The organism is Ruminococcus albus AD2013 (genome assembly GCF_000526775.1).
GTDB classification, from domain to species: domain Bacteria; phylum Bacillota; class Clostridia; order Oscillospirales; family Ruminococcaceae; genus Hominimerdicola; species Hominimerdicola alba_A.
Window position 1 is genome coordinate 1,646,645 of sequence record NZ_JAGS01000001.1, and the last position, 26,692, is coordinate 1,673,336.

General features: G+C 44.8%; 26 protein-coding genes. 2 read left to right on the forward strand and 24 right to left on the reverse strand.

The features are described 5' to 3' along the window. Nucleotides 1-13: 13 nt before the first annotated feature. Entirely contained in the window at nt 14-181 is a 168-nt protein-coding gene (locus tag N773_RS21805; protein WP_080678320.1) for a DUF1540 domain-containing protein, read from the forward strand. Nucleotides 182-207: 26 nt separating this feature from the next. Here N773_RS21805 and thrC read toward each other — a convergent pair whose 3' ends face one another. The 22 genes from thrC to N773_RS0107330 form a co-directional block, all read right to left on the reverse strand. Beyond that, complete coding sequence (gene thrC / locus N773_RS0107235; RefSeq protein WP_024857161.1) at nt 208-1,701, reverse strand: threonine synthase; 1,494 nt, start codon at nt 1,699-1,701, stop codon at nt 208-210. Nucleotides 1,702-1,749: 48 nt separating this feature from the next. Then, nucleotides 1,750-2,127: a YraN family protein gene (locus N773_RS0107240; RefSeq protein WP_024857162.1), complete on the reverse strand. Its 378-nt coding sequence runs from the start codon at nt 2,125-2,127 to the stop codon at nt 1,750-1,752. After that, nucleotides 2,102-2,716 (reverse strand): ribonuclease HII, encoded by a 615-nt coding sequence (locus N773_RS0107245; protein ID WP_024857163.1) that lies wholly within the window; start codon nt 2,714-2,716, stop codon nt 2,102-2,104. The genes N773_RS0107240 and N773_RS0107245 overlap by 26 nt, the downstream gene beginning before the upstream one ends. A 1-nt stretch (nt 2,717) precedes the next feature. Continuing rightward, on the reverse strand, nt 2,718-3,614 hold the full coding sequence (gene ylqF / locus N773_RS0107250; protein WP_024857164.1) for a ribosome biogenesis GTPase YlqF: 897 nt from the start codon (nt 3,612-3,614) through the stop codon (nt 2,718-2,720). A gap of 37 nt (nt 3,615-3,651) precedes the next feature. Further along, complete coding sequence (lepB, locus tag N773_RS0107255) at nt 3,652-4,227, reverse strand: signal peptidase I (protein ID WP_024857165.1); 576 nt, start codon at nt 4,225-4,227, stop codon at nt 3,652-3,654. A 2-nt stretch (nt 4,228-4,229) separates the two neighbouring features. Next, nucleotides 4,230-5,279, reverse strand: a complete 1,050-nt coding sequence (gene lepB / locus N773_RS19920) for a signal peptidase I (RefSeq protein ID WP_024857166.1) — start codon at nt 5,277-5,279, stop codon at nt 4,230-4,232. Nucleotides 5,280-5,475: 196 nt separating this feature from the next. Beyond that, nucleotides 5,476-5,820 (reverse strand): 50S ribosomal protein L19, encoded by a 345-nt coding sequence (gene rplS / locus N773_RS0107265; protein ID WP_024857167.1) that lies wholly within the window; start codon nt 5,818-5,820, stop codon nt 5,476-5,478. 170 nt (nt 5,821-5,990) lie between these two features. Continuing rightward, nucleotides 5,991-6,698, reverse strand: coding sequence for a TIGR03936 family radical SAM-associated protein (locus N773_RS0107270; RefSeq protein WP_024857168.1), 708 nt, complete (start codon nt 6,696-6,698; stop codon nt 5,991-5,993). Beyond that, complete coding sequence (locus tag N773_RS0107275) at nt 6,673-8,538, reverse strand: TIGR03960 family B12-binding radical SAM protein (RefSeq protein WP_043537835.1); 1,866 nt, start codon at nt 8,536-8,538, stop codon at nt 6,673-6,675. The genes N773_RS0107270 and N773_RS0107275 overlap by 26 nt, the downstream gene beginning before the upstream one ends. After that, a complete protein-coding gene (locus N773_RS22550; RefSeq protein WP_196231608.1) occupies nt 8,526-8,687 on the reverse strand; it encodes a hypothetical protein in 162 nt (53 codons plus the stop codon). The genes N773_RS0107275 and N773_RS22550 overlap by 13 nt, the downstream gene beginning before the upstream one ends. A gap of 329 nt (nt 8,688-9,016) precedes the next feature. Next, nucleotides 9,017-9,544, reverse strand: a complete 528-nt coding sequence (locus N773_RS23400) for a DUF4368 domain-containing protein (protein WP_347495409.1) — start codon at nt 9,542-9,544, stop codon at nt 9,017-9,019. Nucleotides 9,545-9,562: 18 nt separating this feature from the next. After that, the gene (locus tag N773_RS19925) at nt 9,563-10,648 is read right to left on the reverse strand and encodes a recombinase family protein (RefSeq protein ID WP_347495410.1); all 1,086 of its coding nucleotides are present in this window, start codon (nt 10,646-10,648) and stop codon (nt 9,563-9,565) included. Between the two features lie 115 nt (nt 10,649-10,763). Next, nucleotides 10,764-10,952 carry a transposon-encoded TnpW family protein gene (locus N773_RS0107285; protein WP_043537838.1) on the reverse strand — a complete coding sequence of 63 codons (189 nt, stop codon included), beginning with the start codon at nt 10,950-10,952 and terminating at the stop codon, nt 10,764-10,766. Between the two features lie 225 nt (nt 10,953-11,177). After that, complete coding sequence (locus tag N773_RS0107290) at nt 11,178-11,603, reverse strand: hypothetical protein (protein WP_024857171.1); 426 nt, start codon at nt 11,601-11,603, stop codon at nt 11,178-11,180. Between the two features lie 321 nt (nt 11,604-11,924). After that, a complete protein-coding gene (gene mobQ / locus N773_RS19930; RefSeq protein ID WP_347495436.1) occupies nt 11,925-12,905 on the reverse strand; it encodes a MobQ family relaxase in 981 nt (326 codons plus the stop codon). Between the two features lie 233 nt (nt 12,906-13,138). Then, nucleotides 13,139-13,771, reverse strand: coding sequence for an ABC transporter ATP-binding protein (locus N773_RS0107300; RefSeq protein ID WP_024857173.1), 633 nt, complete (start codon nt 13,769-13,771; stop codon nt 13,139-13,141). 2 nt (nt 13,772-13,773) lie between these two features. After that, nucleotides 13,774-15,870, reverse strand: a complete 2,097-nt coding sequence (locus N773_RS0107305; RefSeq protein WP_024857174.1) for a hypothetical protein — start codon at nt 15,868-15,870, stop codon at nt 13,774-13,776. A 90-nt stretch (nt 15,871-15,960) separates the two neighbouring features. Further along, a complete protein-coding gene (locus tag N773_RS0107310; RefSeq protein ID WP_024857175.1) occupies nt 15,961-16,323 on the reverse strand; it encodes a hypothetical protein in 363 nt (120 codons plus the stop codon). A 520-nt stretch (nt 16,324-16,843) separates the two neighbouring features. After that, nucleotides 16,844-17,704 (reverse strand): M15 family metallopeptidase, encoded by an 861-nt coding sequence (locus N773_RS21140; protein WP_024857176.1) that lies wholly within the window; start codon nt 17,702-17,704, stop codon nt 16,844-16,846. Between the two features lie 21 nt (nt 17,705-17,725). Continuing rightward, on the reverse strand, nt 17,726-20,158 hold the full coding sequence (locus tag N773_RS21145) for a sensor histidine kinase (protein WP_024857177.1): 2,433 nt from the start codon (nt 20,156-20,158) through the stop codon (nt 17,726-17,728). A gap of 22 nt (nt 20,159-20,180) precedes the next feature. Beyond that, complete coding sequence (locus N773_RS0107325; RefSeq protein ID WP_024857178.1) at nt 20,181-20,891, reverse strand: response regulator transcription factor; 711 nt, start codon at nt 20,889-20,891, stop codon at nt 20,181-20,183. Nucleotides 20,892-21,138: 247 nt separating this feature from the next. Beyond that, nucleotides 21,139-21,621, reverse strand: a complete 483-nt coding sequence (locus N773_RS0107330; RefSeq protein ID WP_024857179.1) for a hypothetical protein — start codon at nt 21,619-21,621, stop codon at nt 21,139-21,141. Nucleotides 21,622-22,013: 392 nt separating this feature from the next. Here N773_RS0107330 and N773_RS0107335 point away from each other — a divergent pair, with 392 nt between their 5' ends. After that, nucleotides 22,014-22,826 carry a hypothetical protein gene (locus N773_RS0107335; protein WP_024857180.1) on the forward strand — a complete coding sequence of 271 codons (813 nt, stop codon included), beginning with the start codon at nt 22,014-22,016 and terminating at the stop codon, nt 22,824-22,826. A gap of 46 nt (nt 22,827-22,872) precedes the next feature. Here the strand turns inward: N773_RS0107335 and N773_RS0107340 are convergent, their stop codons facing one another. Both N773_RS0107340 and N773_RS0107345 read right to left on the reverse strand, forming a co-directional pair. Further along, entirely contained in the window at nt 22,873-24,630 is a 1,758-nt protein-coding gene (locus N773_RS0107340; RefSeq protein ID WP_024857181.1) for an ABC transporter ATP-binding protein, read from the reverse strand. Further along, a complete protein-coding gene (locus N773_RS0107345; protein ID WP_024857182.1) occupies nt 24,623-26,362 on the reverse strand; it encodes an ABC transporter ATP-binding protein in 1,740 nt (579 codons plus the stop codon). The genes N773_RS0107340 and N773_RS0107345 overlap by 8 nt, the downstream gene beginning before the upstream one ends. Nucleotides 26,363-26,692: the final 330 nt, after the last annotated feature.

The following is a 26,692-nucleotide window of genomic DNA, read 5'->3' on the forward strand; positions in this document are numbered from 1 at the left end:
GGAGTGATACAAAATGGATAAGATCAGAGGTATCAGCTGCGATGTTGAAAACTGTGTCCACAACCACAAGGGCTGCGAATGCACCGCAGACAGCATACAGGTGTGCAGCACCTGTTCCGACCCGAACTGCTGTGACGAGACCATCTGCAAGACTTTCAAACCCTGCGATGGCTGCCACTGAACTGTGCCGCCCTCGGGCGGTACATATTATTTTACATTAAGTGCCTTGAATACGAAGTCCTTCATCTCGTCCTTAGCGATAACTTCAGAGAAGCGGATCTCCTTGTTCTTGAGAGATGCCAGAGAAGCAGGTACGGGCATACCCGAAGCTTCGCCCAGTTCTTCAACGAGAGTGAACTCGTCGCTGCCTGTATCCTTGCCAAGTGCGCTGAGTACAGAACCCGAGAACTTGTAGGGGCTTGCGGTGGAAGCGATAACTGTCTTGGTCTTATCGCCTGTTGCCTTTACGTATTCCTCATAAACGGAAACTGCAACCGCGGTATGAGTATCGCAGGTGTAGGAATACTTGTCGTAATACTCCTTGATGGTAGCCTTTGTCTTTGCATCGTCGCAGCAGCCAGCATAGAACTCGTCAGCGAGAACTGCCTTAACTGCGTCAGTTACCTCATATCTGCCCTCGCTTGCCAGCTTGCCGAACCACTCTCTGATCTGTGCATCATCTTCGCCGCAGAGGTGATAGAGAAGTCTTTCAAGGTTGGAGGAGATCAGTATATCCATAGAAGGTGAGATAGTTGCATAGAACTGTCTGTTTCTGTCATAAACGCCTGTCTTGATGAAATCTGTCAGAACGTTGTTGGAGTTTGAAGCGCAGATCAGCTTGTTTACGGGGATACCCATCTTCTTTGCATAGTAGCCTGCAAGGATATTGCCGAAGTTACCTGTTGGAACAACGATGTTGATCTTGTCGCCTTCCTTGATCTCGCCGTCCTTCAGCAGCTGTGCGTAGCTGGATACATAGTAGATGATCTGAGGTGCCAGTCTGCCCCAGTTGATGGAGTTTGCAGAGGAGAACATCATGCCGTTCTCAGCCAGCTTTTCGCCGATCTCCTTGTTTGTGAAGATAGCCTTAACGCCGTTCTGTGCATCGTCGAAGTTGCCCTTGATAGCGCAAACACCAACGTTCTGACCCTCCTGAGTGGTCATCTGCTTCTTCTGCATAGCAGATACGCCGTTATCGGGATAGAATACCAGTATCTCGGTGCCGGGAACGTCCTTGAAGCCTTCCAGCGCAGCCTTGCCTGTGTCGCCCGAAGTAGCAACGAGGATAACCACCTTCTTATCGAGGTTTATCTTCTTGGTTGCTGTTGTCAGAAGATAAGGCAGTATCTGGAGAGCCATATCCTTGAATGCGCAGGTAGGACCGTGCCACAGTTCAAGCATATAAGTGCCGTCGAACAGGTGTGCCAGTTCAGCGATATTCTCGGTATCGAAGTTCTTGGTATTGTAAGCGCCCTCAACACAGTAGCGTATCTCAGCCTCTGTGTAATCGGTAAGGAACTTTGAGAAAACAAAGAAAGCTCTCTCTGCATAGGTCATATCTCCCAGCTTTTTGATATCCTCCATGGATATGGAAGGTATCTCGGAAGGAACGAACAGACCGCCGTCCTCTGAAATGCCCTGTGCAATAGCCTGTGCCGATGTAACATTTACACCGCTGTTTCTTGTACTTCTGTAAAACATAAAACAACAACCCTTCTATTTTATTCCCCATACGGGTATTTTTTTACTTTACTTACTGCTTGCATCAAATGCGGACTTGTAGTACTTGAAAAATACCACATTACCGCCGTCGTGATGCACGACTGCAACATCGAATCGGCAGAAGGCTCTGATATTCTTCTTTGCAAGGTATATCCTTGCTGTCTTTATCAGCCTTTGCTTCTTCGTATATGTGATGGCTGATTCGCCTGTGGTCAGCGCCCCGACTTTTCGGGTCTTGACCTCAACGAAAGCTATCTTATTGCCTTGTGAAGCTATAATATCTATCTCGCCGCCCCTTACTGTGAAGTTGCGTTCGAGTATCTCATAGCCATTCTCTCTCAGATATCCGCAGACATAGTCCTCGCCGATATCCCCGATACTACGGCTGTTCTGATTTTTTTGCATAATACTTTTTCAGAAAGCTGGGTCTGTGTATCGGACTTTCCCCGTACTTATCTATCATCTGATAGTGAAGCTTAGTCCCGTAGCCCTTGTGCTTCTCAAACTGCCATTCGGGGTATTTTTCAGCCATTTGCAGCATATATCTGTCCCTTGCGACCTTAGCAAGTATCGAAGCCGCCGCTATCGCCTGTGACTGTGCATCGCCCTTTACAACAGCTATCGCATCACATTCCAGGTCGGGAGTCTTATTGCCGTCTATCAGGCAGACATTCGGCTTTATCTTCATGGCTTCCACCGAACGCTTCATCGCCAGCATCGCGCAGTTGAGGATATTTATCTCCTCTATCTCCGCCACCGTAGCGCACTGTATGGAAAAATCCAGCGCCTTTTCGATTATCTCATCAAAAAGCTTCTCGCGCTTTTTTGCGGTCAGCTTTTTGCTGTCGTTTATGCCCTCGATGACCGTATCCTTATCGAATACCACTGCCGCCGCAAAAACATCGCCCGCAAGAGGTCCTCTGCCCGCTTCATCACAGCCGCAGACTACCTCATACTTATCGCGGTAGCTATCGTCAAACTCTTTAAGCGTCATATCATCGACCTTTCGGCTTTTCAAGAGAAAGTCTGCCAAGCTTGCCGCCGCGGAATTCGTCAAGCACGGTATTAGCCGCCCTTTCGGTATTTATCTCGCCGCCCGATACAAGGAAGCCGCGCTTTCTACCAACTCTTTCCAGCAGTTCATATCCCTTTACACAGCCCTGCATATCGTCCATAGGTTCGGGCAGGTCTTCAAGAGATATCCCATATCTCTCGGTAAGCAGTTCGGGATAATCCTCCGCCAGATATTCCAGCAGTCTGCACGCCAGATACTCAACATCGAGTATAACGTCCTTGACAGCACCTGTGAATGCAAGTCTTTCACCCACAAGCTTATCATCAAATTTCGGCCAGAGAACACCGGGCATATCCAGAAGTTCAAAACCGTCCTCCAGTGCTACCCACTGTTTTCCTCGGGTAACGCCGGGTCTGTCTTCAACCTTAGCCAGCTTTGCACCGGCCATCCTGTTTATGAATGAGGATTTACCAACATTTGGTATTCCCACTATCATCATTCTTATGGGGCGTCCCGTCATTCCGCGGGTATCCCATTTTTCTATCTGGTCAGAAAGCAGTTCTTTCAGCATGGGATAGAATTTATTCACGTTCCTGCCGCTCCTGCAATCCGTGGCGAGTGCGGCTACTCCCTGCTGTTTGTAGTACTCTATCCACATTGAAGTTACATTCGGGTCGGCAGAATCCGCCTTGTTCAGCAGAACAAGCCTGGGCTTGCTGCCGCATATCTTCTTTATCTCGGGATTGCGGCTTGAAAAAGGTATCCTCGCATCGGTTATCTCAACCACCGCGTCAACAAGCTTCAGGTTTGAAGCCATTATACGCCTTGTTTTCGCCATATGTCCCGGAAACCACTGCACCTTGGCAGCTTCGCTCATATCAGCCGCCTCCTTTCGTTATTTGTAAGTATCGTTTTCAGTTCACAAAGCCCGTCTTTGCTTCGCTTGAACGGAATCTGTAAACTGCTTTTCCGATTATATCATCTTCCGGCACCGCACCGAATAATCGACTGTCCGAAGAATGATCCCGGTTGTCCCCCAGAAGAAAAACTTCTCCCTCGGGCACATCATATTCGTACACGTCCCTTTCGGGGTCGTAATAAGCCATATCATACCCGCCCATATAGTCAAGAGCGTGATACTTCGTATAAGGTTCATCAAGCACTTCGCCGTCAACACTTACAGTGCCTGCATTGTAATCCACCGTGACTTTCTGTCCGCCCACGGCTATCACACGCTTGACGATAAGCTTGCCCAGCGCTTTGCTGTCGCAGATAACTATATCTCCGTTTTCGGGCTGATACATAAACCAGGATATCACCAGTCTATCGCCGTCGAACAGTGTGTTCTCCATTGACTCTCCCTCAACGCCCACACGGCTGAAGAAAAGTGTTGTAGCGATAAGTACCGCCGTTACCGAATTCACTATGACCAGCGCCCATTCCAGAACGTTATCTGTAAATCGGGGAATATCCCCGTTCTTTTCAGCCATTATCAGTCAACACGGCCAAGACTTTTGAATGGGTATACACGGAATATCGCCTTGCCCATTATCTCGCTCTTGGGAATAAAACCGATGCTTCGGCTGTCCTTTGAATCGTTTCTGTTATCGCCCATAACGAACACCGTATCCTCGGGCACTTCATATTCGTATACGCCTGCGTCAACACTGTACTGAGGGTCAAAATAGAAGCTGTCTAACATGACTTCCCTGATATGTTCATTTGATATCTCTTCATCATTTACATATACATGGTTCTTATTGTAGTCAACAACGACCTTGTCACCCTCTATACCGATAACTCGCTTGATAAGTACTTTGTTGGCAGCTTCGCTGTCAAGCACCACGATGTCATCTCTTTCAGGTTCGTAAGCAACGTGAGTCATTATAAGTCTATCGCCGTTCTGCAGAGTATTTGTCATGGATTCGCCGTCAACCATTACGATCCTCAGCAGGAATGTCAGTACCAGCTGAACGATAAGCAGTGCGAACACCAGCGATTCAAACCACTCCAGTATCTCCCTGCCTATATTGAAAGGCTCTTTTTCCTTTATATCCTCAGGCTCGGCTTCCTTTGCCTTTTCGATATCCTCTTCACTGACTTCTGCAGTCTCGGATATTTTCTCGGTTTCTTCCTCGGCATCTTCCTCTGCCGTTTCAGCCTTTTCCGAAACATCCTTGATATCTTCTTCAACTGCCTTTGAAGCTTCCGTAACTCTCTTGATATCTTCTGCAGTCACAGCCACGGTTTCACCGCGATTTACAAGCGCCTCAACATTGATGGGGCCCTCATCATCGCCGGGTGTCACAACATGAACACTGCCCACGCCATCAGGGAACTGCTCATTCAGTATCTGCTCCAGTTCTGCTGCGTCTTCCGTGATATCTTCATCGGTGGTGCCGAATACATTAAAATCCTCGCCGCTCTCATCAGCGTCGGATCCGCCTGTAACATTGGGGTCGGTCTCGTTCAGAAGTCTTTCGAGATCATCATCAGCCCCGCTGATATTTCCATTTGTTGTCTTTTCGTTTGGTTCACTCATAGATACTACCTCTTTTCGTGATAGATGCTGTAATCGCGATGATACTTTATTTTGGCGACTACTCATATACACTATATTATAGCAAATATGTTCCGAAATTACAAGGGTTTTTTCAAAAAAAATTATTTTTATACTTATTTTGTTTACTTATATAAATAAAAAGAGCCGACTTGCGCCGACTCTTTTATCAGAAGAATTATCTGATTGCTTCCTTGACCTTAGCTGCCTTACCAACTCTGTCGCGGAGATAGTACAGCTTAGCTCTGCGAACTTTACCGCTTCTAACTATCTCTACCTTAGATACAGCAGGTGAATGTACGGGGAATACTCTCTCGATACCGCAGCCGTGTGCTACTCTTCTTACAGTGAAGGTCTCGCTGATGCCGCCGTGCTTCTTGGCGATAACTGTGCCCTCGAATACCTGGATTCTGGACTTGTCACCCTCTGTGATCAGAACGTGTACCTTTACGGTATCACCTACGTTAACTACGGGTGCGTTTTCCTTCATGCTTGACTGTGCGATCTGTTTTAAAGCGTCCACTTTAAATTCCTCCTTTGATTTTCCGGACGTTCATACACTGCCGCTTTGGCAGCCAGTGGACCGTCTCTTTAATGTCGTGCCTTTTGGCTGGCATTAACTCTCGTCGGGGATACCGACGGTATTCATGCTTGAATATTATACCATATCGCGCTCAGGATTTCAAGTACCTCTCAGCAAAAATCTTCACCATTCTCAATAAGTATTTTTGTGCGTTCCACACAAATCTCATCGGCAGTCATGCCATACATATCAAGAAAAGCCTCCGCCGCCACATTTGCATTAAGGTTGAAGCTTCCCCCCGCAGGCAGCTTCATGGTGAGTTCAAGATACTTCTCCCCCGCTTCCATCGAGATAAGTTCCAGCGACGGTCTTATATCCACAGGTTTATATGTACCTTTTTTTGTACGCTTCTGTATCTCTATTACTTCCCTGCCCATAAAATCCTTGAACATCTCTGCCATTTCCGCAGGTGTCTTATCCGCCGATATTCGTATAATGTACTCCGCATGGGTTATCTCCGTATGGCTGTGTACAGGTGCCGAACAGCTGACTATCCTCATGCCCTCGGGCATCTGGGCATCAAGGGCTTTAAGCACCTCTTCATCGGGCAGATCCTCCAGAAGCGCGAAATCCATGACTTCCACCCTGCTTTCAAACCCCAGCGAAAGGGTCAGGGGGAACATTATATATATATGCGGGTTGAAGCCCTGTGTATACCATATCGGCAGTTTCGCCCGCTTTATCGCCCTCTGCATGGCACGCATCAGGTCAAGGTGTGAGATATACTTCGCCCTGCCGCACTTTTCATATACCACCCGCTTGTCATACCTGTCGGGGCGCAGGTCTACATTTTTAGGTTGAAGTCTTTTTTCCGCCACAGTAAACACCTCCGCATTCGGGCTTTATTCCGCAGCCCGAACAGCCTTCCTTACAGTTTCTTGTAGTCTGTGCAAGATGGGCTTTTTTGTTCTCTCTCACAAGAAATTCGTGAGATACCAGATAATCCAGATGCGACCAGGGCGCCACCTCATCGTAGCTTCTCGTCCTGTTAGCGTAGAACGCCGTATCTATGCCCGTTTCCTCAAAGGCTTCCAGCCATTTGTCAAACTGAAAATGCTCGTCCCAGCTATCCATGTAACAGCCCTTTTTCCAAGCCGCATACACCGCCTTGCACACACGCCTGTCGCCCCTTGCCAGAACAGCCTCCAGCACCGAGGTATTTGAATAGTGCAGGCTAAGTTTTATCTTCTTGCTGGTCACAGCGGATTTCAGTATCTCCTGCTTGTGCTTTATCTGTTCTTCCGTCGCCTGAGGTTCAAACTCAAAGGGCGTGAAAGGCTTTGGCACAAAAGTCGCGGTCGATACCGCTATCTGCACCGACCGTCCCCGCTTCTCCTTGGGCGTTTCAAAATACAGCTGAAGTATCTTATCCGAAAGTTCCGCAATACCGCGGATATCATCGTCTGTCTCCGTGGGCTGACCCATCATGAAGTACAGCTTCACCTGAGTATACCCCCACTCGAAAGCCATCTTGCAGGTATTGATTATCTCGTCCTCGGTGATGTTCTTGTTTATAACGTCACGCAAACGCTGTGTTCCCGCCTCGGGAGCGAATGTCAGTCCGCTTTTTCGTACAGCTTGTATCCTTTCCAGAAGTTCCTCGTTAAAGCTGTCAAGTCTTAAAGACGGCAAAGCAAGATTAACATTCTCGCCGTCGGTATACTCCGAAAGGCTGAGAAGGAGCTCGTTTATCTTGGTATGGTCACTGGTGGAAAGTGACGAAAGCGACACTTCCTCATACCCCGTCTGTTCACACAGCGACTTAGTTTCATTCTTTATCGTATCGATATTCTTCTCACGGAAAGGTCTGTAAATAAATCCCGCCTGACAGAACCTGCATCCGCGGATACAGCCGCGAAGCACTTCCACCACCGAGCGGTCATGTACTATCTCGCTGAAAGGCACAACAAAGCTATCAGGGTAGTACACCTTGTCAAAATCCGCGATGATGCGCTTTTTTATACGTGCAGGTGCTTCGGGCACATTCGGGGTTATGCTCTTTACCGTGCCGTCCTCGTTGTAGTCAACGTCATAAAAGCTCGGCACATATATGCCCTCTATCTTCACAGCCTCCCGCAGAAATTCCTCTTTCGTAGGATTTGAGGGCTTCATCTTTTCGTATAGTCTCAGAAGTTCAAGGTTGACTTCCTCGCCCTCACCCAGTATAAACAGGTCAAAGAAATCCGACATAGGCTCGGGATTGCACACGCAGGGGCCTCCCCCCACAACCAGAGGTGTCAGTGATTTACGGTCTTTTGCCAGCACAGGCAGACCTGCAAGGTCGAGCATCTGCAAAACGTTATTGTACGATAATTCGTACTGTAAAGTAAACCCGATGAAATCGAAATCCTTTATGGGGTCAAGACTTTCCAGCCCGTACAGCGGTATATCATTCTCCCGCATAAGAGTCTCAAAGTCCTTTTCGGGCATGAACACTCTCTCGCACCACCAGTTGGGCACCTGATTTTTCAGCCCGTAGAGGATCTTCATACCAAGGTGAGACATACCCACATCGTAGGTATCGGGAAAGCAGAACGCAAATCGCACATCGACCTTGTCCCTGTCCTTGACAACACTGCCTATCTCGCCGCCGATATAGCGTGCGGGTTTGGTGGCTTTAAGCAGTATCTTTTCGAGTTTGTTTTTTATCTCTTCCATATATTACCTCCCGTAGCAGTCATGACCAACCGCACCACACAGAACATGGCGGTCTGTGGCTTTCTGTCCGATGAAAGCCTGATATTAAAAATAATTATAACATACTCCGCCCCCAAAATCAACTGCGAGATATTAATAAACATCTGCATGATATGAGGGTCATTTATACTTTCGCAGACTTTGTTGGTATAGTCGGATATTTGCCGTATTCATTGGTTTGCGTGTTTTCGCCCCTCAGCTGCGACTGCGTCGGCAGCGCCCTCGGGTCGAGAAATCGGATTCGCTATCGCTGTCCGATTTCGGGCGCGACAATAATTTACGCAGATAGAAAGAGCGTGGACAGTCATTTTGTCCACGCTCTGAATGTCTTTATTGCCGCGCCTTTTTAGGCGGGAAGTTTCGCTGATTGTGGCTCCCCGCAAGCCTTTCGCGAAAGGCTTGAGCCAATGTTCACTAGCGATAAAGCACGAATACCGCCTTATGCGGCTTTTTTGCGCCTGTCGAAATCTCTGCCGTCAAGGACTAACCTTGATTTAACGACATTGAACCTGAAAATGATCTCGATCTCCTGCGTCCTGTGACCGCTGGATTTGTCTGGCTCATGGACTATTATCCGTTCGATCATTTCACGCAAGCTTTTAGGTGTCAGTTCGTCGATGTGCTTTATCTTCTTGACTAGCTCGATGAAATCGTGAATATCCGAGCATTTCTGCTCTTTATCCTCAATGAACTTAGTGAGCTCTGCGACCTTGATCCTGAGCTGTTCCTGCTCATTCTCGTAGTTCTTGGACATCACTTCAAATCGAGCATCGCTGATCTTGTCCGAAACATTGTCCTCGTAGAGCCTTGTAAAAAACCTGTCCAGCTCAGCTATGCGCTTTTCAGACTTAGTAAGAAGTTTTTTCGCATTCTTGACTTCGCTCAGATATTCGGCATTTCTGCTGTCAATAGTTGTGCGAACGAACTCCTCTTCGTTTTTGGTGACTGTGTCGAGAATGCTGTTCATTTCAGCGAGGACGACCTGTTAGAGCACTACAGTGCGAATGTAATGCGCGGAGCATACCTTGCTGTCATACGAATAGCTCCCGCATTTAAAATGCTCGGTGCTTTTGCCCTCTTTCGAGTGGCGGCAGATGTACATCAGCTTGCCGCAGTCGGCACAGTAGACTATCCCTGAAAACGGGTTTATTTGATTAGTCTTCTGCTTGCGCCTTCTGTTTTTGCGTATCTCCTGAACTACGTCGAAATCCTGCTGGCTGATTATCGGCTCATGGGCGTTCTCGAAAATCATTCGGTCTTCAACCGGATTTGTCAGCGTCTTGTGGCACTTGTAGGACTTCTGGCGTGTCTTGAAATTCACGATCTTGCCAAGATATTCCTGCCTTTCAAGTATTCCCACAACCGACTTACAGTTCCAGCGATAAGGCTTTTCGCAGGTTATCTGACCTGTCGATCTCAGCTCATTATAAGCTGTTGGTCGAAGTATCTTCTCGTCTGTCAGGATATTTGCGATCTTCATCGGACCGTAGCCCTCGATGCATAAACGAAATATCTTCTTCACAACAGGTGCGGTTTCTTCATCGATCACCCACTGATCTTTGTCATGCTCAGACTTCTTGTACCCATATGGTGCGATAGGTGACAAAGGTTTACCTGACATACCTTTCGCCTTGAATACCGCCTTAATCTTCTTAGAAGTGTCCCTAGCGTAAAAATCGTTGAAAACATTTCGGAACACCATCATGTCATTTTCGGACTTTTGAGTATCTACATTATCATTGATGGCAATGTATCGCACATCATGGTCAGGGAATATCATTTCAATATATTGACCCGTGATTAGGTAATCTCTGCCTAATCTCGAAAGGTCTTTTGTTATAACCGTACCTATTTTTCTGTTCTCCATATCTCTGACCATGCTCTGAAAATCGGGTCTGTCGAAATTCGTTCCCGACCAGCCGTCATCGACATAGAACTCGGTGTTATGGAAACCATTCTTCTTTGCGTAGTCCAGAAGCATGGCTTTCTGATTTGTTATGCTATTGCTCTCGCCCTGCAAGTCATCGTCGTTGCTAAGGCGGCAATACAATGCTGTGATCTTGTCTTTCATTCATTCCTCTCTTTCCGACGATCACAGCGGATCATGTTAATTATAGCACAAATGTTCGTGATTGTCAATACCAAATGTGCAATGACCCGCTGTTCCTTCGGATTATTATATGCCGTTAAGACGACATCGCTTTGCATATCTCTTTTGTTACCAAACGCTGGAGCAGATCTTCCAGTGATTCTCCGCATTCAAGATCGAAGTAGGTCTTGACGATGTAGGTCGTGTGACCGATCTTGTACTCTCGCACCAAATTCAGCTCGTAGCTCGGGTTCTTCTGTTCTTCTTTTGTAAATGTTGTTTTCAAATTCATTCTCCTCTCGTTTGAGAAGATGATGTTTTTGAAGTGGATCCGTTTTCCTGCCGTAAGGAGTGACGGCAGGTATTTGAAGATTTTACAAATAATTATCAAGGCTGATGAGACCCCGAATCTGTTCCCGAAACATTGTCAGCAATAGCATGGACGAACGGCTCCTGCCGACAGCGGATAATTGTGCATAGGTATCACCCGACCTTTCCTTTACTCATTTATTTACGCTGATTCGCTGCTGCCGTCTGAATGAACGACTTCGTCCGCTGATGCAGTTTCAGCCGCATTACTATTTTCTTCGGCAGACTGTTCTTCCTGCTTTTTAGCTTTAGCAGCTTCCTGTTCCTTCCGGTGCTTGGCAATAATATCATCGATGAACTCAACGCAGTCCTCATGCATGAACATGAAATCGATGATCTCACCATATTTGTCCAGCGGCAGATCAACAGTCATTTTGCTCCTGAACTTCTTGCCGACTGCCTGATTAGTCACTATTTCGGCTTTCTCCAGTTCATCGGCAATTTCGGCATCGAGCTTCTTTTTAGCTGTCCGCATGGTTTTCATTTTATTTTGCAGCCGTGTCATCTCATCTTCATACTCTTTTGACTTCACAATTTTTTCTTCTGTTGTCAGCTTCTTGTTACTCAATGGCATTCTCCTTTCCTTGATGGCAATTCTGCCCCTGCTGCATACGCAGCTATTCGCATACGCGAAAGTTTGACAGGGCGATAAGTTTTGCGAATTTTTTATTCGATAGTCATTACCCACCATAACCCCGTAGGGCGCACTTATACAAACTCTTCGAGTTTGAAGTGCGCCAAAGAGGGAAAACTCCCTCTCTGGACTCTCCCTTATGCAAGCGATACCGCTGGGGTGCCATACAGCACGTGTTTGAATATGCTGCTATAATTACCGCTTCGGCTTTTTGGACGGTGCAGATTTCTGTTGCGTATTACTCCGGTCGTCCCTTTAAGGGTTCTGTTTCCGAAACTGGGTAAGCAGACCAATAGCTTTTTCCTTTTCGGACTTCGGTATGAACAATTCGTACTTGTCCTTATTGTAGAAAATAAACTCACACGGCACACCTCGCTCCTGCAAGTATTTCTCATATTGTTCCAGCACAGGCATTTTGTCATGTATTGCGAAAGCATCAGACACCTTGCAGCCGATATTGGATTCGATATAGTCAATAGTATCCTGCTTATGTTCTGCACGAATAGCCCGCATTTGCTGTTCAAGCTCTTGAATCTCGACTTCAAGATTGCGCCGCCTGATTCTTCTGTTCTTATTTCCCTTGTCGGTCTTGAAGCCCTTTCGCTCAACAGCGCAGACCTCGACACCCAGATGTATCTGCGGTAGGCGGTCAATTCCTTGCTCCTTGTAGCTTCGATGATCGACACGAGCATCCGAAACGAAATATAATTTGTGGTTACACCAATCCGCCCAACGCTCCCGCCACTCCAACAAAAGCTTTCGGACATTCCACGCTCGTTCCTTTTGGGTGAAACCAGATTTGTTGACCTTTCGCGTCGTCAGCAAAATATGGATGTGGGGATTTCCATCGTCCTTATCATGAATAGCAAAATCACAGCACATTCCCTTGCTGACAAAACACTGCTCGCAGAACTGTCTGACCAAATCAATCTGGTCTTCTCTCGACAGCTCCCTCGGTAATGCCGCATTGATACTCCGGGCGGTTTGGGAATTCTTGCGCTTTTCGACACACTCGGCAGCATTCCATAGTTTGGCTCTGCTGCTGTATTCGGGTGGCGCATTTGCAGGTAGCAATATCTCCTTATGGACAACTTCATGCTTATTACGGTAGTCGTGGATCTTACCGTCACGCTCATTCTTGATCTTTTCACCTGCGATGTACGCGGCACTAGCTACACAACTTCCGCCACTCGTTCTAGTGACCATTTTGACGTTGAAATGATATATTGCTTTTATCTACATTCTTTCTGTTTGGATCAATCTTAATATGCACATACGTTCGATTACATAATAGATTATAGCACAGATGTTCTGATTTGTCGATAGTTTTCGGAACGTTTGTTTGAAATTTACAATTTCAATTCTGTATGAACTCGATTTATTAGGAGCCGATATTATCGTTCTCGGGTATAACAAAAGTGCAGCAGATGTTTGTCTGCTGCACGCACGTAAAATTTTATCTGGAACAGTTATTCATTTCCGATATTGATGATCCTATCACATTGATTTGCAACATACATATCGTGAGTAACTATTATCACGGTTTTGTCGTCTTCTTTATTGAGCTTTCTCAATGTTTTAATTACGATATCTCTATTATTGGGATCTAAGGAGCCGGTAGGTTCATCAGCCAGAATATATTTGGAAGGCTTAAGAATAACTCTCGCTAGGGCAACTCGTTGCTGTTCGCCACCGCTGAGCTGATATATCTTCGCCTTTTCATATCCATCAAGACCTACCCTTTTAAGCGCATTCCTGATTAATTCTTTTTTGTTTCCTTTTGTAAAACGTAAGGCTAGTTTCAAGTTATATTCTACGGTTTCCTCGTCTATCAACGCATAATTCTGAAAAAGATAGTTGAATTTATATCGTATTATTGATATTGCTTTATTACTTTGAGGAGTAATATCCGTGAAATCATCTATTGACACCCTACCTTTATCGACGGGCTCAAGAAGACCTATAATATTAAGAAGTGTACTTTTACCACTTCCGCTTGCACCGATTATTGCAACAAATTCGCCGTCATTTATTGTTAGTGAGAAATTATCGTAGATCACTTTTCTGCCATATTTCTTGCATATCTTTTTTAATACTATCATAACTATCCTCTCTTTGTATATTCAACTATGCTTTTTTTGTCCTTATAACTGATAAATATAGAAGTCAGTAAAGCATCCAGAATTATCATTATGATACCGATCGGCAGGACAAGCCAATTTCTGAATAGTGCTATTGATACAATTATAACACCGACATTTGACATAATCATATCCATAAAAATATCCGAGTACCGACTGATAAATCCAAATCCCAGAGTCTTTTTAACTGCTATATGAACTACATAGTATTTTATATGTATAGTGATATTCTGAATAGTTATCATTATCACTGCTATAAGTGTCAACAGTAACATCATGCTATATATTTTTATCATCAGGCTGTTCTGTGCTACCTGGTCTTCAACAGCCTGGTAAACACTGCATGAAACAAACTTAACTTCATCAAGGCTATAGTATTTGCCGAAAATATTATTTATCTCAGCCTGGCTATCCTTGTAATCATCGACGTGAATGAAATAATTACTTTGTGCAACTATCTGATAATCGTAATCAATGCCATTGTTTTCGGTCAATACATACAGTATTGGATCTTTGATCCTGTTATAATTATCTACAGCTGTATCAACAAGCATTGTAAAGTACGCCTGATCGTTTTCTGCCCATATCAGTTTGAACTTATTTGTCGGCGAAAAGTCGGAGCTGTAATATTCGGTTATCTCATCAAGCATGTCCTTATATTTTAGCGGAACGATAACCACTGTATCCATTTCTTCTTCGGATATTTCTATTTTATTCCCGTTCTCGTCCTTAACAGGGAACATTTTCAGATAATTGGTGTTTACTCCGACACTCATTCTCGGAACAAAATCCGTTTGCTTGAATTCTTCTGTGTACAAAGGTGAAAAATAGCTGAAATCTGCATATATACCGCCTTTACTATTCAGTTCTTTATATAGTTCTTTGAAATTGCTATAATCCTCATCTGTTTCGCCTGTCCAAGAATTTCCATCATATATTTCGTAATTCGTAATATACGCGTAGTCATGAATCTTTTCCCAATCATCATATTTGTTATGATTCAGATTATAATATGAGTGTATCTGCGTAATAACACCGATAGAAAAACCTATGACAACAATGCTGAGTACACTTTTTATAATAATATTGAAACGATTTATGATTTTAATAGGCAGTCTGTTTTTGATGGCATCACTGATAGAAATGCACCTTAAATAAATAAAAGGAACAGCATTTAGAATAATTGTAAGTATCAGCACAATGCCATTACTTTTTAATATATGCAGGATAAAATCCCGATATAAGTTGTTTATTTCAGAAAAAAGCATTATTGATAAAACAATGGAAGATAATGCGAAAGCCAACACCTCAAACAATGCAATAGCTGTAATACTGCTAATACAAAGATCTGTATTATTATATCCAAGTAATTTTTTTACTGCAAAATTTTTTGAAGACATTATAATGTCATAAAATGTCAGAACACCAAGAATAATTATAGTAATGTAAACTATTATCATTATACTTTTTGTTTCGCCCGCTTCACCCTGTTCAGACGTGTCTTCAGTTACTTTAATACCGTTAGCATTAAGGTGATTTTTAAAGTTTTCATAATCGCCATAATTAGCCATACATATAATAAAGGATTTATTTAACGGATCTGCAGAATTATCAAAATATGTTTTCATTGTTCCGATACTGAATGACATATCTTTTCCGAAGATGTTGATCCTGCCTATACAGTTCGGATCATCTGTTTTTAGGGTCGTGAGATACTTGTCTGAAGAACGATCCGCATCCTCAAAAAAGTGTCCTTCTGCTAGAGAAATGTCTTCAAAAACGTTATAGTTATATACAAGAACGTTTTTAGTGTAAATACCGTCTTTGTCAACACTGCTGCAATATAAATTTCCGACATATTGTTTCAGTGCATCATCAAGTGTGCTATATACAGTCTTTTTATCTTCTTTTGAAGATAAAAAGACATGACAGGCAGTTGTATTCTTTTCGCCTATTTTGTTAAGTTCAAGAAGATAAGCATTTTTCTCTTGCACATAATTGTTAATAAATACAGTACAAGTAATAATTATAAACAATAGAAAATATACTATTTTTTTCATTTCATTCCCTTTACTAAAACAGAAAGTAAAGAGCGAATTTTAATCGCTCTTTACTGTATAAATTTCGTATTCTGTTTTCAAATTATTATATTACTTCATATCTGGATGATTATAATGTGAATGCCATTCATCATAGCTATTATGTCTTTTAGTCTTTGCTTTTGCCCATTTTCCCTTTTTACCCTCTATTCTGACAGTATCATCAATCTTTCCAACTCCAGGACCTCCAGCTCTTCTTATAATAGCAGTAGCGGTATGCCTTTCATTTTTACAATAAAAATATGAATACTGGTAGTTTCCGTTCAAACCCCATTGGTTGCCATATTCCCATTCATCGGCTTTATGACCTAATCCAATACCAGACATATAGTCAGCTGATGCTGCAAATACTGTTGCTGTTGCCATTATAGTTGTTACTGCAAATGTTAATACTTTCTTTCCGAGTTTGTTCATTTTAATTACTCCTTATATGTTTTTTGAACTAAATGTTCAATTCGTACCGCATATCCGTTTGAGATATATTATATACTATTACCACCCCTATTTTGCAGTATGCATTATGTCAAACGTCATTCGATGACATTGTAATGAATATGAAAATTGAATTGATGTTTAACACTTGAACAAATTGAATTGAATAATTAGCTATATTTAAGTTTATCATATATTGGCTAATGAGTCAATATCAACAATTAAACTTTAAAGAAAATTTAACACATAATAATATCCACATCCTAATGATTGAAATACCCCCTAGAGTTTTGACACTCTTTTAAGTGTGTCAACTCTAAAGGGATTATATCAAAAATATTACTACTGATCCGCTGTGTCGTCTGTATCAATTGTTTTGGTATGGATAGATTACTTCTTTAGCGCTAGTCAGATAAAGCTCCCCTCCTTGGCATACTTACCACACTACGTGGTTGCCCTGCCAACAATTATGAATTAAAAACCCGCCGCTTTGTTATCGTATTTACTGTTTTTTTGCCGTGATGATATACCCGCCGCAGTTATCTGTCGAGATATCACAGGTACAGTTTTCGGGCAGAAGCAGGCTGTCTCCTTTCTGTCTTGATATGATGTAATCCTCATATGCATAAAAACTGCCGTACTCCAGACCGTCGATATATTCTTCAAAAGTAAGACCGTTCGCAGTTATTATCTCTGCATGGGGCTGACCCACATACCTGAAATGCCAGGGTTCGTATTTTATACCGGTCACCATTCTGCCGAAAGATGGGTATCTCACAATAAAACCATACTCGGGTGCGTGTTCCGTGAGGTATTTTCCCGCAGGACAATCGATGATATTCTTGCCCGCAAACCCGCTGAAATACAGATCCTGTGCCAGACCAGTTTCATGCTCCGAACAGTGGGGCGGCATAGCCTCGCTGCTGCCCTGATCTTCATACAGTTCCTGCTGTTCCTCGGGCGTGCGGTATGATGACATAACGTACAGCGGTTCTCCGCAGTTGTCCATCACCGCTTTCGACAGTGCCGCATAGCTGTCCACCGAAGCCGTTGACATCATCACCCCTGAATCCTTGTATTCGCATATTGAAGGCTCAAAGTACGGATCCAGCGGGTGATCTTTGTTAACAAGCACCATCGTCGTCCCTATTTTCAGATCTCCCACAGATGCAGTCCTGAGCGAAAGTTCATCGGCAGGCACTTCGTCAAGGTGATACTCCACCCTGCCGCGGAAAAGCGCGGTCACCTGTCCTGCAATGTTGAATTTGTCGGGCTTGATGATAACTACCATCGCCGATATCACAATGAGTACAATTATCAGGACTGTAACTAAAGGTGTCACAGCCGATCTTCTTTTTTTCATAATGTTGTCTCCGTTTCTATGTTATTCTATCGTTTCTTTTTCTTCGTTTTTTTCTTTATTGATGATAGGCATGGTCATGATAGCCTTGAACATATCGCCGTCCAATTCTATCTCAAACCCTCCGCCGCAGGCTTCCGTGAAGCTTTTTGCTATTGAAAGCCCAAGCCCGCTTCCGCCGTCCGTCCTCGACTTATCCCCGCGGACAAATCTTTCTGTTATCTCGTCCGCGGTAAAGTCGATAGGGTAAGAAGAAATGTTCTTGGCGGTGAATACTATGTTCCCGCCGTCACTTTTAAGCTCCAGGAATATGCGCGAACCCTCCAAAGAGTATTTCAGCGCATTGTCTATGATGTTCTGCAGTACGCGGTAAAGCTTGTTTCCGTCGCCCATAACAGGTGCGGTATCCTCGGTGACATTTATCTTTAACGTCCTTCCGCTTCCCTTTATCTTGTCGTCCGCATCTGCAAGGCTCTGGTTGAAAAGCCTTACAAAGTCCAGCTCTTCCATGTTCACATCTATGCCGCTGGTCGCCTTTGCCAGGCTGAAAACATCGGCAACTATGCCTTTAAGCTTCTGTGATTTCTTATCCAGTATCTGAACATAGCCCATAGCCTCATCGTCCAGCTCCGTCTTTTTCAGCAGGTCGATGTAGCTTATTATTGAAGTCAGAGGAGTTTTCAGGTCGTGAGATACATTCGCCACCAGTTCTATCTTCATTCTCTCGGACTTTATCTGTTCCTCCACCGCATCACTGACGGTATCGGATATATTTTTCAGCATATCCGAAGGTCTGCTCAGCTCCGAAAGAGGTGATATCTCTACCTCAAAGGGCGTGTTTCGGTTTAGTGCCGTGATACGCCTGTCCAGTTTAGTAAGGTCACGTGCGAGAAATATCGCCCTTATCTGTGAATATATAAAGTATACCGATGCCGCCACGCATATCACAACGGCAGCTATCTGTAAAGCATCTTTGTTTCCATAAAGTGAGCTTGGAAGCATTAACACCGCCGCGAGAAATGCCCCAAGGCTTCTCACCGAGCGCCACATAAGACCGCTTCCCGCAGGTCTGTTCCTCCGTGTCTCGTAAAGTGTAGTAGTGCGGTATCTCTCACTAAGCTTGCCCATCAGCTTAGGCAGCAGGAAACTGCTCCCGAATTTCCTTAGTGATATCAGCTTTATACCGTGAATGATGCTGTGTACAGCTATACCTGTCATAACCGCAAATATAGCACCGTATGTCAGATACCAGTAAGCCGTCTCCTCTGCCCGTTCATCAGCGGAGTAGACCATACCCCAATACATATGACCTATCACTGCTGTCCCCAAAAGTATCAGAAGCCATGCCCCAATGTACAGTTCAAATGGCAGCTTATCAGCAAAGGAACTTTCATGCTCTCCTGCCAGCCCTCTCACAACAGCCCCCGCGATAAGATAAGCTATCAGCACCAGTGCCAGTATCCCGCACTGCAAAGATAACGATCTTGTTTCGTGATACTCGCTATACAGATCCTCGTACTCCCTGTATATCGAATCGAAATAATAATCCTCCGGTTCAATATATACCGTCAGCCCCTCGGTATCCCCTGCTGTCGCTTTATAGTCGGGCATATCACATATAGGCAGAGTAGAATAATATATACCGGAACCTTCTGCTGTGTTTGACTCTATATCCACCCATTCCCGCCTTGCCGTAAATCCTTCCTCGGTATTTTCGGGATATTCATAAAACTTTATCGGCGAATCATTGCAGAAACTGAAAACGTGCCTTCCGTAATTATCACTGTACCAGCCGCCCAGAGGCAGATAGTTATCGGGATAGGATTCATTCACATTCCTGAGTTTTCCGTTCTTCTCCGCTACCTGATAACTGTAATTATCCATCACCCCCGATGATACATACTTCGATGATATCACATCTTCCGAGCGCAGGATATATCCTCCGTATTTATTTGAAGTCAGCGCATTTATACGCTCCTGCTCGGTCATTTTATCATTTATGATATCCTCCGATATATTCGTGACAAAATGTGTTACCGTCCTCTCAGCCCTTTCCTCCTCTGCTGTCGTTTCATCATCGGTCAGGACTTCATCCGCCATTTCTTCGGGAACAGTATAGGAAACATAGTAGTCGAATATATCTGAATATGGCACTATGCCCTCGCCTGTCTTTTTGTAGCGGTATTCGTTGAAATCAAAATAGTACAAAAGATCGGACTGCACATATTTATTTCCCGTGTATTTACCGTTTTCGTCCATATTCGCAAGCTCGCACACGCCAAGTATGCAAAGCTGTTCATACATATTTTTCAGCTCGGTGCGGTATTTCTCCGATTGCCCAAATCCTTCCCAGGGCGTTCCGCCCATATCCGAAAGTCTGCCTTTTACGCGGCTCACATTCATCTCACCGAACAGCGCTATACCCGCCGCCACACAAGCCGTGATGAAGGCCGTCACCCTGACAGCCTTCGGAAATAACTTAGATATTTTTTTCGATCTTGTACCCAATGCCCCACACCACTTTCAGATATCTCGGCTCCTTCGGATCGATCTCGATCTTCTCCCGAATATGCCTTATATGTACCATTACCGTGTTCTCCACCGCGTAAGCGTCTTCGTTCCAAACCTTGCGGTATATCTCTTCTGCCGAAAATACCCGACCCGCGTTCTCCATCAGCAGTTCAAGTATCTTCAGTTCCGTTGCGGTCAGTTTTACGGGTGCGCCGTCCACCGTAATTGACTTCGCACCCTTGTCAAGCTCCAGACCGCCTATTTTTATAACGTCCGTTTTGTTGATGTTCCCTATATCCCCCAGCTGCATATACCGCCTCAGACTGCTCTTCACACGGGCGGTAAGCTCCATGGGATTATATGGTTTTGTGATATAGTCGTCAGCCCCCATCGAAAGCCCGAGTATCTTGTCTGTATCCTCGGATTTTGCCGACAGCACTATTATCGGGATATTTCGCCTGTCTCTTATCTTCATTATAGCCGAAAGCCCGTCAAGCCTCGGCATCATAACGTCTATCAGTATAAGCTGTATGTCGTTCTCCGAAAGCTTCTCCAGTGCTTCTATACCGTCATACGCCCTGACCGTTTTGTAGCCTTCCAGTTCAAGCAGCTTCGCGATAGCTGCCACGATGTCTCTGTCATCGTCCACTACAAGAATAGTTGCTGTGATATCTTCCATAACGTTATGTCCTTTCCTTGTATGCATATATGATAATACATCATTCTTAAAATCAGGTGAATGTAATTCTTAAGATTAGCTTAATTTTCCAGACTAAACCAATACTTCATCTTCACCTATACTATATAAAAGAATAACATATTTTAACCGAAAATGCAATGCTGAAAAAGCTTGATATAAACAAAAAATAAAGCCCGACACCAAGCCGAGCCGCCTATCCAAAAATAAAATCCGAAATTTAACATAACTAACTTCTGAAATTATCAAGTATGTATTTACCTTTGTAGCAGTATACGTCACAATATTTCACAGAAGACAAATCTATAACCATTCTAGCCATATAAGGCACGCTTTTAAACGTAAAATCTTCACCGCTGTCATCGTCTTTTACGCTGATCGTAAAAGTGTAAGTATCATAAATGCCGAAATCACGTTTTAATTCTTTGCCAACTATCTGCCCCGTTTTACATACACCTTTTCTTAATACAATATACTTGCGAACTATGTATCTTCCGCTAGTTACACAACTCAACAAGATCAAAGTTCCACTTATTGCAGTTAGTAAAAATATTGTTCCAAAAGATGTCACAGCATATTCCAATATATCATATCCGCATACTATCGCAATTATTGATCTGACTGCAATAAGTATAACCGCAAATATGATACCAAGCCTTGCATAACCAAGTTCGTATTCAGCTTTAGTAATATATCTGTTGTCACTTTTCATACCGCACCCCACCGCAAACTCATTTGAGTTCCCTCATTCAGAAAATGTGCATTTTCAGGTATAAACATATCCTGCTTTCTTATCTTACCATATTTCTTCCCCAAAATCAATCCCCGCGGCGGATACACAGTATTTTCAGTTCGGCTTTATAAGTATTTCAAATCTCCGTCACATCATATCACATAAATTTAACAGCCATGCTTTAATATATTAATAAGGTCACAACGCGGGATACAAATCCGACTTTTTCAGTATTACTGCCATTTATGCAAAACGTCGAAAAATCCTGCGATTCATTGACATATCCGACACAGGCTGATATAATAATTACCGTTGTGAGTACGGAATATCGTTTAATCTAACTGCCGATAAGAATAAAAGGAGATTTTATCATGAATAAGAGAATTCTTGCTGCAGCTCTTGCACTGACAATGAGCACCTGTATCTGCGGATGCAGCGAATCCGAAAAAACAACTGCCGACAGATCTGTTTCTCCCAAGGAAACTGTTTCGGGTGAGAAAGGCAATGACATCGACGATGTTGTGACAGATGACGAAACTACCGACACTGAGACCACAGCCGAGGAATCTGCCGTTACCGATGAAGAAACAGTAGCCGACCCCAACGCTGAACAGGAAGATGGCATACACATACTGAAATGCAGCCAGCGTTTCGCTGCCCTTGATGACAAGAACGGTTTTTATTTTGAAGTTGAGTTATCTCCCACCGAGGCTGATTCGGGAATAAATGTTGCCCTATATGATGATAAGGGCGAAAAGGTCGCTGATATGCTTGATGACGGCAGCGGCAAGCCCGACAAGACCGCAGGTGATAATATCTACAGCTGTTTCTTCAAACCCAAGAGCAAAAAAGCGGCTACATACGATCTGACCGCCAAGATAGGCGCTATCGAGACCGAAACCGTCAGAGTTCGCCTGTATGACGAACTTGACAACGACGATTTCGACAAGCTGAGAAAAGTCACCGACGACTTCATGAAGATAGATGCCAAGTACAGGGATAATACAGGCATCATCCCCGATGACAAGAAAGAAGCCGCTCTCAAAGAAGCTTCCGCTCTGGCACAGAAGATGTTCGACAACGGCGAAGTTATAGAATTAAGCATCGACCAGAACCACGGCATTATCACCATCTGGCTTGACAGCTACCTGCCCTACATCTACAACATCGATACACTTGAATAATAAAAAGTCACGGCACGCCTGAAAAACTCGGGCGTGCCGTTTTTTGTTATTCCGCCGCGAACTGGGAGTTGTAGAGTTCGCTGTAAAAACCGCCTTTTGCCATAAGACTTTCGTGGGTGCCCTGTTCGATGATGTGACCCGAACGCATCACTATGATATTCTCCGCTTCCTTGATGGTGGATAGGCGGTGGGCTATGATGAAGCTCGTTCTGCCTTTCATCATCTTAGCGAAAGCACGCTGTATTATTATCTCGGTACGGGTATCTATTGAAGATGTAGCTTCGTCGAGTATAAGCATTGGCGGAAGTGACAGCATCACCCTTGCTATGCAGAGAAGCTGTTTCTGCCCCTGTGACAAGGTGCTGAAAGCATCGGATATCACCGTGTCGTAGCCCTTTGGCAGACGCTTGATAAATCCATGGCAGTGGGCTGACTTCGCCGCCGCAACTACCTCTTCATCGGTGGCATCGGGCTTGCCGTAACGGATATTGTCGCGGATAGTGGCGGTCTTCAGCCACGTTTCCTGCAATACCATGCCGTACATGGAGCGCATGGAATCGCGGGTGCAGTTCTTTATGGGCTTGCCGCTTATGTTTATACTGCCGCTGTCGGCATCGTAAAAGCGCATCAGCAGATTTATCATGGTGGTCTTTCCGCAGCCCGTGGGGCCGACTATCGCTGTGCGCTCGCCTGCCTTTACGTGGAGGTTGAAATCCTCGATAAGCTTGACTTCGGGGTCGTAGCTGAAATAAACGTGTTCAGCATCGACAGTGCCGTCAACCTCGGTGAGTACCTCCGCATCGGGTGCATCGGGTATCTCCTCGGTCTCATCGATGAGTTCAAACACACGGCCCGCCGAAGCAAGTGCGCTCTGGAGTTCGGTTATAACACCCGATATCTCGTTGAAAGGCTTGGTGTACTGGTTTGCATATGAAAGAAAACTGGAAAGATTTCCCACTGTAAATCCGTTGCCGCTGAACACCGCCAGCGCACCCAGTATACCAACAGAGGTATAAACCAGACCATTGACAAATCTGGTACATGGATTTGTCAGTGAGGAGAAGAATATAGCCTTTACGCTGACTTCCTGCAATTTCCTGTTGCAGACCTCAAACCTCGCTTCTCCCTCGTCTTCGTAGCCGAAAGCCTGAACGGTTTTCAGGTCGCCTGTTATCTCCTCGACCAGTGAGGTCATTTCGCCGCGGGCTATGGACTGCTTTCTGAAAAGGTCGAATGTGTTCTTCGCTATGAACCTCGCTACGAACAGCGAAAGGGGTGTCAGCAGGATAACGACCAGTGATATCTTTACATTTATGGTCAGCATAAAAACAATTGTACCGATTATTGTACAGATACCCGTAAACAGCTGTGCAAAACCCATCAGCAGACCGTCGGATATCTGGTCGATATCGGTGATGATACGGCTTATGATATCGCCGTGAGGGTGGGAATCGATGTAGGAAAGAGGAAGTCTGCCAAGCTTTGCAAAAGCCTTGCGGCGGATATCCCTCACCACATTGAAGGTTATCTTGTTGGTACACAGGGACATAAGCCACTGTGACAAAGCTGTCAGGGAAACGGTCATGCACAGCTTTATGATTATCGGCACAAGCGCCCCGAAATCGACGTTTTTCTCGCCTACTATAAGGTCAACGCCCTGACCGATAAGTATGGGCGCATAAAGGGTGGTGGCTACCGTGATAACTGCCAGCAGCATCGAAATTCCGAACAGACCGATATAGGGTCTTGCATAGGAAAGCAGGGGCTTGAGTACAGGTTTTTGTACTTTTTTAGTATCAGCCAATCTCCCTCACCTCCTTTTCGGAAAGCTGTGACAGACATATCTCGCGGTAGATATCACAGGACTGATAAAGTTCCCTGTGAGTGCCTGTCCCAGCTATTTTTCCGTCATCAAGGACGATTATCTTATCCACATTTTTGATAGAAGATATTCTCTGTGAAACGATGAACACGGTCATATCCCCTGTCTGTTCGGCGATGGCTTTTCTAAGCCTTGCATCGGTGGCAAGATCAAGGGCGGAAGCCGAATCATCGAGGATAACTATTTCGGGGTGACCTACAAAAGCCCTTGCGATGGTCAGGCGCTGTCTTTGTCCACCTGAAAGGTTCTTGCCCCCCTGATGTATCATCTCATCAAGCTTATCGGGCTTTTCCATGACGAAATCGTAAGCCTGTGCAAGCTTCAAAGCCTTGATTATCTCCTCATCGTCGGCGGAACTGTCGCGCCATTTCATATTATCACGGACAGTGCCCTTGAAAAGAACAGCCCTCTGTGGCACGATACCTATCTTATGGCGAAGCTGTCTGAAAGGGTATCTCTTGACGTCAACGCCGTCCACCAGAACCTCGCCTTTTGAAGCGTCGTAAAATCTGGGTATAAGGTTTATTACGGAAGATTTTCCAGAACCTGTACCGCCGATGATACCGATGGTCTCTCCCCTGTTCACTGTGAAGCTTATATCCTCAAGGGCATATTCCTCGCTGTCGTGATATGAGAAGCTTACTCCGCGGAATTCGACCGCGGGTGCTGAGGTATCTGCTGTCACCTCGGTATTGCCGTCGTCGGTCACGGTGGGGTCGATATCGAAAACATCGTTGATACGCATTGCGGAAGCCTGCATCTTGGTGATATTGGTGACGAGTATCGCCATGGCAAGTAGTGCCAGCAGTATCTGGTTCATATAGTTTATAAGTGCAATGACCTCACCCTGAGTGATAACGCCGTTATACACCTGATGTGCGCTCGCCTTTAAAAGCACGGCTATACCGAGATTCACGATAACGTAGGTCAGGGGATTCATCAGGGCGTTTATCCTGCCGGCCTTTATCTGCAGGTCTGTGAGTTCCTCTGTCAGCTTATCGAAGTCCTTTTCCTCGTCCTGCTGTCTTGAAAAAGCACGTATCACTCTTGCGCCCGAAAGGGATTCTCCCGTAAGCAGGTTAGTGCGGTCAAGGGTCTTCTGGATATGCTTATATCTCGGTATGGTGATACTCATTATCTTATAGATGACAAAGGCAAGACAGGGTGCTATCACCAGAAATATCAGCGTAAGCTTCACCGATATGGTGAACGCCATTATCACCGCACCGATAACGATAAACGGTGAACGCAGAAGAAGTCGAAGCAGTATATTCACTCCCGACTGCGCCGTGTTGATATCCGATGTCATTCGGGTGACGAGGGTGCTGCTGCCTATCTTATCGATCTCGGAATAGGAAAGGCGGTCGATATGGCGCAAAAGGTCAGTGCGGAGTGCCGTGCCGAAGCCCACAGATGCCTTAGCCGCAAAAAACTGCGCCGTCAGCGAACAGGCAAGCCCCAGAAATCCCAGAAGCACCATTATACCGCCCATGCGAAGTATATAAGGCATATCCTCGTTTTTTATGCCGATATCTATTATGCGCTTCATCACCACAGGCACCGCAAGTTCAAAGCAAGCTTCGATAAGCTTGAACAAAGGCCCTATGACACTTTCCTTTTTGTAGTTTTTCAGGTAACGAAATAGTCTGAACATATTTATCTCCATACACAGACAGTTCCGCACCTGCCTTGCCGCAAACGCTCATTTATCCTACCGAGTGCGGGGTCAACTGAGGGAAACCTTTCTGAAGAAAGGTTATCCCTCAGACTCCTTTCCAAAGACTTTTAACTCTTTTTGGCAGGGGGCAGACATTCTTACAAAGCATAGCAGAGTACGATCATATGCTGAACTCTATAAGGATAGCTGCCCCCTGCCAAAAAGAAACAGAAGTTTTAGGAAAGGGGGTTTGGGGGAATAACCCTTTTTTCCAAAAGGGTTTTCCCCCAATCGGCTCCGCATTCCGTGCGATAAATGAACTTTCGC

Coding starts and splice junctions, on each gene's coding strand:
- N773_RS21805 (WP_080678320.1), top strand. CDS start 14: ATGGATAAGATCAGAGGTATCAGCTGCGATGTTGAAAACTGTGTCCAC.
- thrC (WP_024857161.1), bottom strand. CDS start 1,701: ATGTTTTACAGAAGTACAAGAAACAGCGGTGTAAATGTTACATCGGCA.
- N773_RS0107240 (WP_024857162.1), bottom strand. CDS start 2,127: ATGCAAAAAAATCAGAACAGCCGTAGTATCGGGGATATCGGCGAGGAC.
- N773_RS0107245 (WP_024857163.1), bottom strand. CDS start 2,716: ATGACGCTTAAAGAGTTTGACGATAGCTACCGCGATAAGTATGAGGTA.
- ylqF (WP_024857164.1), bottom strand. CDS start 3,614: ATGAGCGAAGCTGCCAAGGTGCAGTGGTTTCCGGGACATATGGCGAAA.
- lepB (WP_024857165.1), bottom strand. CDS start 4,227: ATGGCTGAAAAGAACGGGGATATTCCCCGATTTACAGATAACGTTCTG.
- lepB (WP_024857166.1), bottom strand. CDS start 5,279: ATGAGTGAACCAAACGAAAAGACAACAAATGGAAATATCAGCGGGGCT.
- N773_RS0107275 (WP_043537835.1), bottom strand. CDS start 8,538: ATGGAAGAGATAAAAAACAAACTCGAAAAGATACTGCTTAAAGCCACC.
- N773_RS22550 (WP_196231608.1), bottom strand. CDS start 8,687: ATGCAGATGTTTATTAATATCTCGCAGTTGATTTTGGGGGCGGAGTAT.
- N773_RS23400 (WP_347495409.1), bottom strand. CDS start 9,544: ATGAACAGCATTCTCGACACAGTCACCAAAAACGAAGAGGAGTTCGTT.
- N773_RS19925 (WP_347495410.1), bottom strand. CDS start 10,648: ATGAAAGACAAGATCACAGCATTGTATTGCCGCCTTAGCAACGACGAT.
- N773_RS0107300 (WP_024857173.1), bottom strand. CDS start 13,771: ATGATAGTATTAAAAAAGATATGCAAGAAATATGGCAGAAAAGTGATC.
- N773_RS0107305 (WP_024857174.1), bottom strand. CDS start 15,870: ATGAAAAAAATAGTATATTTTCTATTGTTTATAATTATTACTTGTACT.
- N773_RS0107310 (WP_024857175.1), bottom strand. CDS start 16,323: ATGAACAAACTCGGAAAGAAAGTATTAACATTTGCAGTAACAACTATA.
- N773_RS21140 (WP_024857176.1), bottom strand. CDS start 17,704: ATGAAAAAAAGAAGATCGGCTGTGACACCTTTAGTTACAGTCCTGATA.
- N773_RS0107325 (WP_024857178.1), bottom strand. CDS start 20,891: ATGGAAGATATCACAGCAACTATTCTTGTAGTGGACGATGACAGAGAC.
- N773_RS0107330 (WP_024857179.1), bottom strand. CDS start 21,621: ATGAAAAGTGACAACAGATATATTACTAAAGCTGAATACGAACTTGGT.
- N773_RS0107335 (WP_024857180.1), top strand. CDS start 22,014: ATGAATAAGAGAATTCTTGCTGCAGCTCTTGCACTGACAATGAGCACC.
- N773_RS0107345 (WP_024857182.1), bottom strand. CDS start 26,362: ATGTTCAGACTATTTCGTTACCTGAAAAACTACAAAAAGGAAAGTGTC.